The organism is Pedobacter sp. HMWF019 (assembly GCF_003061025.1).
Taxonomy (GTDB): Bacteria; Bacteroidota; Bacteroidia; order Sphingobacteriales; family Sphingobacteriaceae; genus Pedobacter.
Map to the genome: position 1 here is coordinate 1 of NZ_QAIL01000017.1, position 4,806 is coordinate 4,806.

A 4,806-nucleotide genomic window follows, 5' to 3' on the forward strand; every position below is an offset into this window, starting at 1 on the left:
GTATTGCAAAAAAATGATATAACTGCAGTTTGTCGTTGCTGCTCATCTACAGTACATTTTGGTTGTTTGAATAATGTTTTGTTAATTTTATTTATATAAGTAGTTTTGTGGCGACTTTTTAGTTAATGGAATAGAGAATATTTTTTGATTTATATTTTGAAGTATATCGGCGTTGAATTTACATGTAAAATTGGGCGACTACGCCATCGATCAGGTCGTCGAAGGTCATGATCTCGATGTCGCGGTAATCATTAATGATATCTCTCCATTCGTCTGTTTTGAAGTCAACTCTGCGCCCGACCACAAGTATTCGTTTTGGATAATGAACTTGGATGTTGTAGTTCTCTTTCGCCCAGGCCCTATTGTTAGGGTCATCAAAGTAAGTTTTATATTTTCTGGTTTGGGAGATGTAAGCATTAATTTCTGCTGAAAAAGTTTCCCTGTTGACTTTACCGACGACAGTCTCACCTTTTAAGTAGGGAAGTTTGAATTCGATGATGTCTGCAAAGCCATTTGGCTTCTCGATCATGAAATCTGGTTTGATGCAGGGAAGGTTGGCACTTTGCCACTGAAATTCCAGTTGCGGGTGGATTTTTTTACCCAGAAAACCCATACTCAAGATAAACTGGTTTTCCGGTTTTTCTAGGAAGCTGGTTATGTTAGTTTCTGAATTGTTGCGATCAGCAATAAGTTCAATGAAACGGTTGATCTGGGGTAATTTATTGTATTTGTAATCGGCTGTTGCAGGAAGCGGATATTTATATTGGGCATCATGCTCAACTAACCCTTTAAGGTACCCCATATTGATCTTCAGTTCATCCTGTTGGGGGTGGCTATCATCAAGGGTTAGGGGAAGTAAGTCCAGCCATTTGATATGTCTGGTTTTAAGACCCAAAGGACCGGCATCAAAGAAAAGCCCATTGACAATGCGATGAAAACTTCCTGTTGTCGTGCCTACTCCACAAGTATTCAGTCCGATGATCCCATTTTGAGCGCCAAAATTCCATTTGAGTTCTCCTAATTTGTCCATCCCCCTGTTAGTAGGTAGGATCAGGTCTTCGGTGAATGGTGGTAAAGGCATTCTAAACTTGTGCGAGCTGCTATCATCATATTCAAAACCGATTATGTTATCAATGAGCTCATTGGTTGCAGTGGTGTAATCAACAAGTTGTATCTTGAGTTCCCAACTGTCCAGCGACCCTTGAGGGTCTCCTAAATATTCGATCCCCATGTGGTTTTTACCGAGATAGATAATGATCTTTTCAGGGTTGATTAGGAATTTTGTAAAGGTATCATTTAATACTTCGTGCTCTTTTAAATACGTAGCAAGTGGCTGCCAGTATTCTTCGGCAATTTTGAAAGAGAGAAAACGGGTGAGTTCGTTGATATTTAGCATCGAATAAAGTTACCGAATATTTCAGACAGTTTTGAGTGTATTTGAGCCGATAAGATGTGGTAGTTCAGAGATGATGAGTGGACAGTAATTTTAGATCACGGAAAGGATCAGGCGCTTCCCTTTTTTGTTTTGGGAGGTTCAACGTGCTATTTAAGTAAACCTTCCTCCTTGAGTAGGATATTGGTGAATTTTTGAAGTCATATCAAGTTGAGCGAGGTTGGGTTGGATCTACAGAAACCTTCTAAAAAGGAAAGAATGCTACATCTCTTGATTATGATCAAAAACACATTATTAAATTTCAGATATTTGATTATCACATTTCAATTATGCCCGAACACACATATTTTGCGCTACTCAAGTTTGGCAAACTGGAGCATCTCGAAGCTTTAAGAGATAAAGGTCACCTGCATTGTAAACCACTGAATTATTTTGCCGATCTCGAAGATGAGTGCCACCGAGGTGACCCCTTGGAAAAAGTAAGCTATCTGCATACTATTGACGGTGCCGAAATTCGCATCAAGGATGTCGACGCGCCTGATAGTGAATATAAGTTAGTTGGAACTGCCCATACTGGTGTGGTTCAAAAAAGCTATGAAGTATCTCCGGGCAACCTGTTTTGTACTTATTCCTTCAGACTCGATAAAGAAGGACTTAATAAGGAGTTTATTATACCAGAAGAATGCTTAAAACTCGGAGATCACTACCTGGTAATTAAAGATTTTGAAGAGTTTATCAAAAGAGTTGGCCAGCGGCTGTCAGCCCTAAATTTTTCTGCCCGGCATGGATTTGTAGGATATAAAGATTTCTCCAAATTCATCGGTACTAAAACGGTCTTTGAAAAGGATGTTAGCTATAGGTTTCAGAAGGAGTTCAGAATATTTATCACCAATCCGACTGACCAACCCTTAGATATCGAAATAGGAACTCTGGCAGATATATCAGAAATCTGCCAAATAGATGATGAACATACCATCATGTTCTTCGATGTTAATGAATAACTCATGTTTTTAAAGTAGGGTATTAGTAGTTCTGCCCTTCTGGATGGTCACTGAGATCATATGTGAATGTTTTGCTGAGCTGATGCTTTTCCTTTTTTATAACTTCTAAATAAAACTAGAATTATGAAAAAGAGAAAAGCAAAAAGAATTGAGTCAACTGTTGATATTAAGCATCAAATAGACAAGCTTGTCAGCGATTCCGAAAAAATGAAAACCGAAGCTGTATTGAATTTAATTGCAAAAATGATCACAGATATGATTCTGAGGGAGCTTAATGAAGATAAGGATCCGTTAAATGATGATTATTGATTTGATAATCAATCGGTTGTGATTTTTGTCGAAAGGATGATCATATGTGAGAGGGGAGTCGAACTCTTATTTGCTTGATTATCAGTGTTTTGAAAAATTAGCTAATAATAAAAGAACCCCTATTTCAAAGATTTAACTACTTGTAAATCAGTGATATAGGGGTTTTCTTGTGGAGCCGAAGGGGTTCGAACCCTTGTCCAGTTGTGTGATAAATTATGCCTTCTACATGCTTATCTTCCAATTAATTGTCGGGAGCAAACGGGCTGGTAGCCGACCTTGCTTGTCTCCTTAGATGCTTTATCTCGCAACTGCATCGCACCATACAATTGCCAGCATTATTATTTCGATGCCCCGGATTCTAACCTAACAATGCAGCAGTTAGAGGGACAAAAGCTAGGCTAATTCTAAATTAGGCAGCTAAGGCGTAGTTATTTTCGCCAATTATAGTGTGAACGTTCTCTTTAAAGTGCTCTCCGTACAACGCACTGCATGCTTACATACTCAGCGCCACCCTGTCAAATCCAAAACGGCCCCAGTACTATGCTGATGATCTGAGGTTTAACTACTCCCTTCTGTCATCAGCATACAAAGTTACGAAAATTATGCCAATTTACGGCCAGGATATTGTTTTAAAGCAATATCTAAACAATCCATGGCTTTATTCAGGTCGTCGGTGTTTAATACATAAGCCATACGTACTTCATTCTTTACAGAATCTTTGCTGGAATAAAATCCGGTTGCTGGTGCCATCATGACAGTTTGTCCTTCATGCTCAAAGCTTTCCAGGATCCACTGACAGAATTTGTCGGCATCATCTATAGGGAATTTAGCGACTACATAAAATGCACCACCAGGATTTGGACAAACTACACCTCCCATTGCATTTAAGCGGGATACCAAGGTATCTCTTCTTAAGGTATATTCTTTATTTACTTTTTCAAAATAGCTATCAGGTGTGTCTACTGCTGCTGCTCCGGCAATTTGCTCTACCATGCCTGGACTTAAGCGTGCTTGTGCAAATTTTAATCCTGATTTGATCACTTCCTTGTTTTTCGTGATCAGACAACCCAGGCGGGCACCACAGGCGCTGTACCTTTTAGATACGGTATCCATAACCACTACATTGTCATCAATGCCATCCAGGTGCATAGGAGAAATAAATTCCCGCCCGTCATAGCAGAATTCGCGGTAAGCTTCGTCAGAGAACAGGAACAGGTCATATTTTAAGCATAAAGCTTTTAATGCTTCCAATTCTTCTTTAGAATATAAATAACCGGTTGGATTATTTGGATTACATATAATAATAGCCTTGGTTTTTTTCGTGATTAGTTTCTCAAACTCTGCAATAGGCGGAAGGGCAAAGCCATTCTCAATATAAGACAGAATAGGTTTTACCACCACATTACTCATGCAGGCAAATCCATTATAATTGGCATAGAAAGGTTCCGGGATAATGATTTCATCACCTTCGTTTACGCAAGTCTGCATGGCAATGGTAATTGCCTCAGAACCTCCAACGGTAACCAGGATGTCTTCAGGAGTAATGTTATACCCCAGTTTATTATAATATTCGGTCAATTTTAACCGATAAGCCAAAGTGCCTTCTGATGGGGTATACGCCCAAACTTTAAAGTCAATGTTCTTAATGGCATTCAGCATGCCTTCCGGCGTTTCAATGTCTGGCTGACCTATATTTAAATGATATACTTTTTTACCGTCTTTCTTTGCCTGATCAGCAAAGGGGGTGAGTTTTCTGATAGGAGATGCAGGCATCTGAACTCCTTTTTCGGATATTTTTGGCATGTCACAAAAATAAAAAACCTCGTTGATTAACGAGGTTTTAATTTAAAAAATTAAGTTAAATTTTTACTTGGTTGATCCGGCAACGGTTTCACCTTTAATGTACAAAACTTTAGTTGTTGTTTTTGCGTTTGAAGTGATGGTAATGCTCTTGCTGAAAGGAAGGGCAGCACCGGCTGGATTATAGGTCACTTTGATTACACCTGTCTTACCGCTTTGTACCGGAGTTTTGGTGTATTCAGGAACTGTACAACCACAAGTGGTCTGTACATCTGTCAGGATGAGCGGTGTTTCACCCACGTT

Annotated in this window: 5 protein-coding genes and 1 other RNA gene; 2 read left to right on the forward strand and 4 right to left on the reverse strand. The window is 39.2% G+C overall.

Annotated features, from left to right (window positions below; translation table 11 throughout):
• Positions 1-178: 178 nt before the first annotated feature.
• Positions 179-1,396, reverse strand: coding sequence for a Shedu anti-phage system protein SduA domain-containing protein (locus DBR11_RS00780; protein WP_108549701.1), 1,218 nt, complete (start codon positions 1,394-1,396; stop codon positions 179-181).
• 326 nt (positions 1,397-1,722) lie between these two features.
• On the opposite strand from DBR11_RS00780, the gene DBR11_RS00785 reads away from it, so the two are divergent.
• Both DBR11_RS00785 and DBR11_RS00790 read left to right on the forward strand, forming a co-directional pair.
• Entirely contained in the window at positions 1,723-2,394 is a 672-nt protein-coding gene (locus tag DBR11_RS00785) for a hypothetical protein (RefSeq protein WP_108549702.1), read from the forward strand.
• A 123-nt stretch (positions 2,395-2,517) separates the two neighbouring features.
• The gene (locus DBR11_RS00790; RefSeq protein ID WP_108549703.1) at positions 2,518-2,703 is read left to right on the forward strand and encodes a hypothetical protein; all 186 of its coding nucleotides are present in this window, start codon (positions 2,518-2,520) and stop codon (positions 2,701-2,703) included.
• A 167-nt stretch (positions 2,704-2,870) separates the two neighbouring features.
• Here DBR11_RS00790 and ssrA read toward each other — a convergent pair.
• From ssrA to DBR11_RS00805, 3 genes are all read right to left on the reverse strand, one after another.
• Positions 2,871-3,237, reverse strand: a transfer-messenger RNA (tmRNA) gene (ssrA, locus tag DBR11_RS00795).
• Positions 3,238-3,303: 66 nt separating this feature from the next.
• Positions 3,304-4,506 carry a pyridoxal phosphate-dependent aminotransferase gene (locus DBR11_RS00800; RefSeq protein WP_108549704.1) on the reverse strand — a complete coding sequence of 401 codons (1,203 nt, stop codon included), beginning with the start codon at positions 4,504-4,506 and terminating at the stop codon, positions 3,304-3,306.
• A gap of 63 nt (positions 4,507-4,569) precedes the next feature.
• The coding region (locus DBR11_RS00805) for a DUF1573 domain-containing protein (RefSeq protein ID WP_146186434.1) at positions 4,570-4,806 on the reverse strand (237 nt) is incomplete at its 5' end.

Excerpts from the sequence above, each read along its gene's own strand:
- DBR11_RS00780 (WP_108549701.1), bottom strand. The coding sequence starts at position 1,396 with ATGCTAAATATCAACGAACTCACCCGTTTTCTCTCTTTCAAAATTGCC.
- DBR11_RS00785 (WP_108549702.1), top strand. The coding sequence starts at position 1,723 with ATGCCCGAACACACATATTTTGCGCTACTCAAGTTTGGCAAACTGGAG.
- DBR11_RS00790 (WP_108549703.1), top strand. The coding sequence starts at position 2,518 with ATGAAAAAGAGAAAAGCAAAAAGAATTGAGTCAACTGTTGATATTAAG.
- DBR11_RS00800 (WP_108549704.1), bottom strand. The coding sequence starts at position 4,506 with ATGCCAAAAATATCCGAAAAAGGAGTTCAGATGCCTGCATCTCCTATC.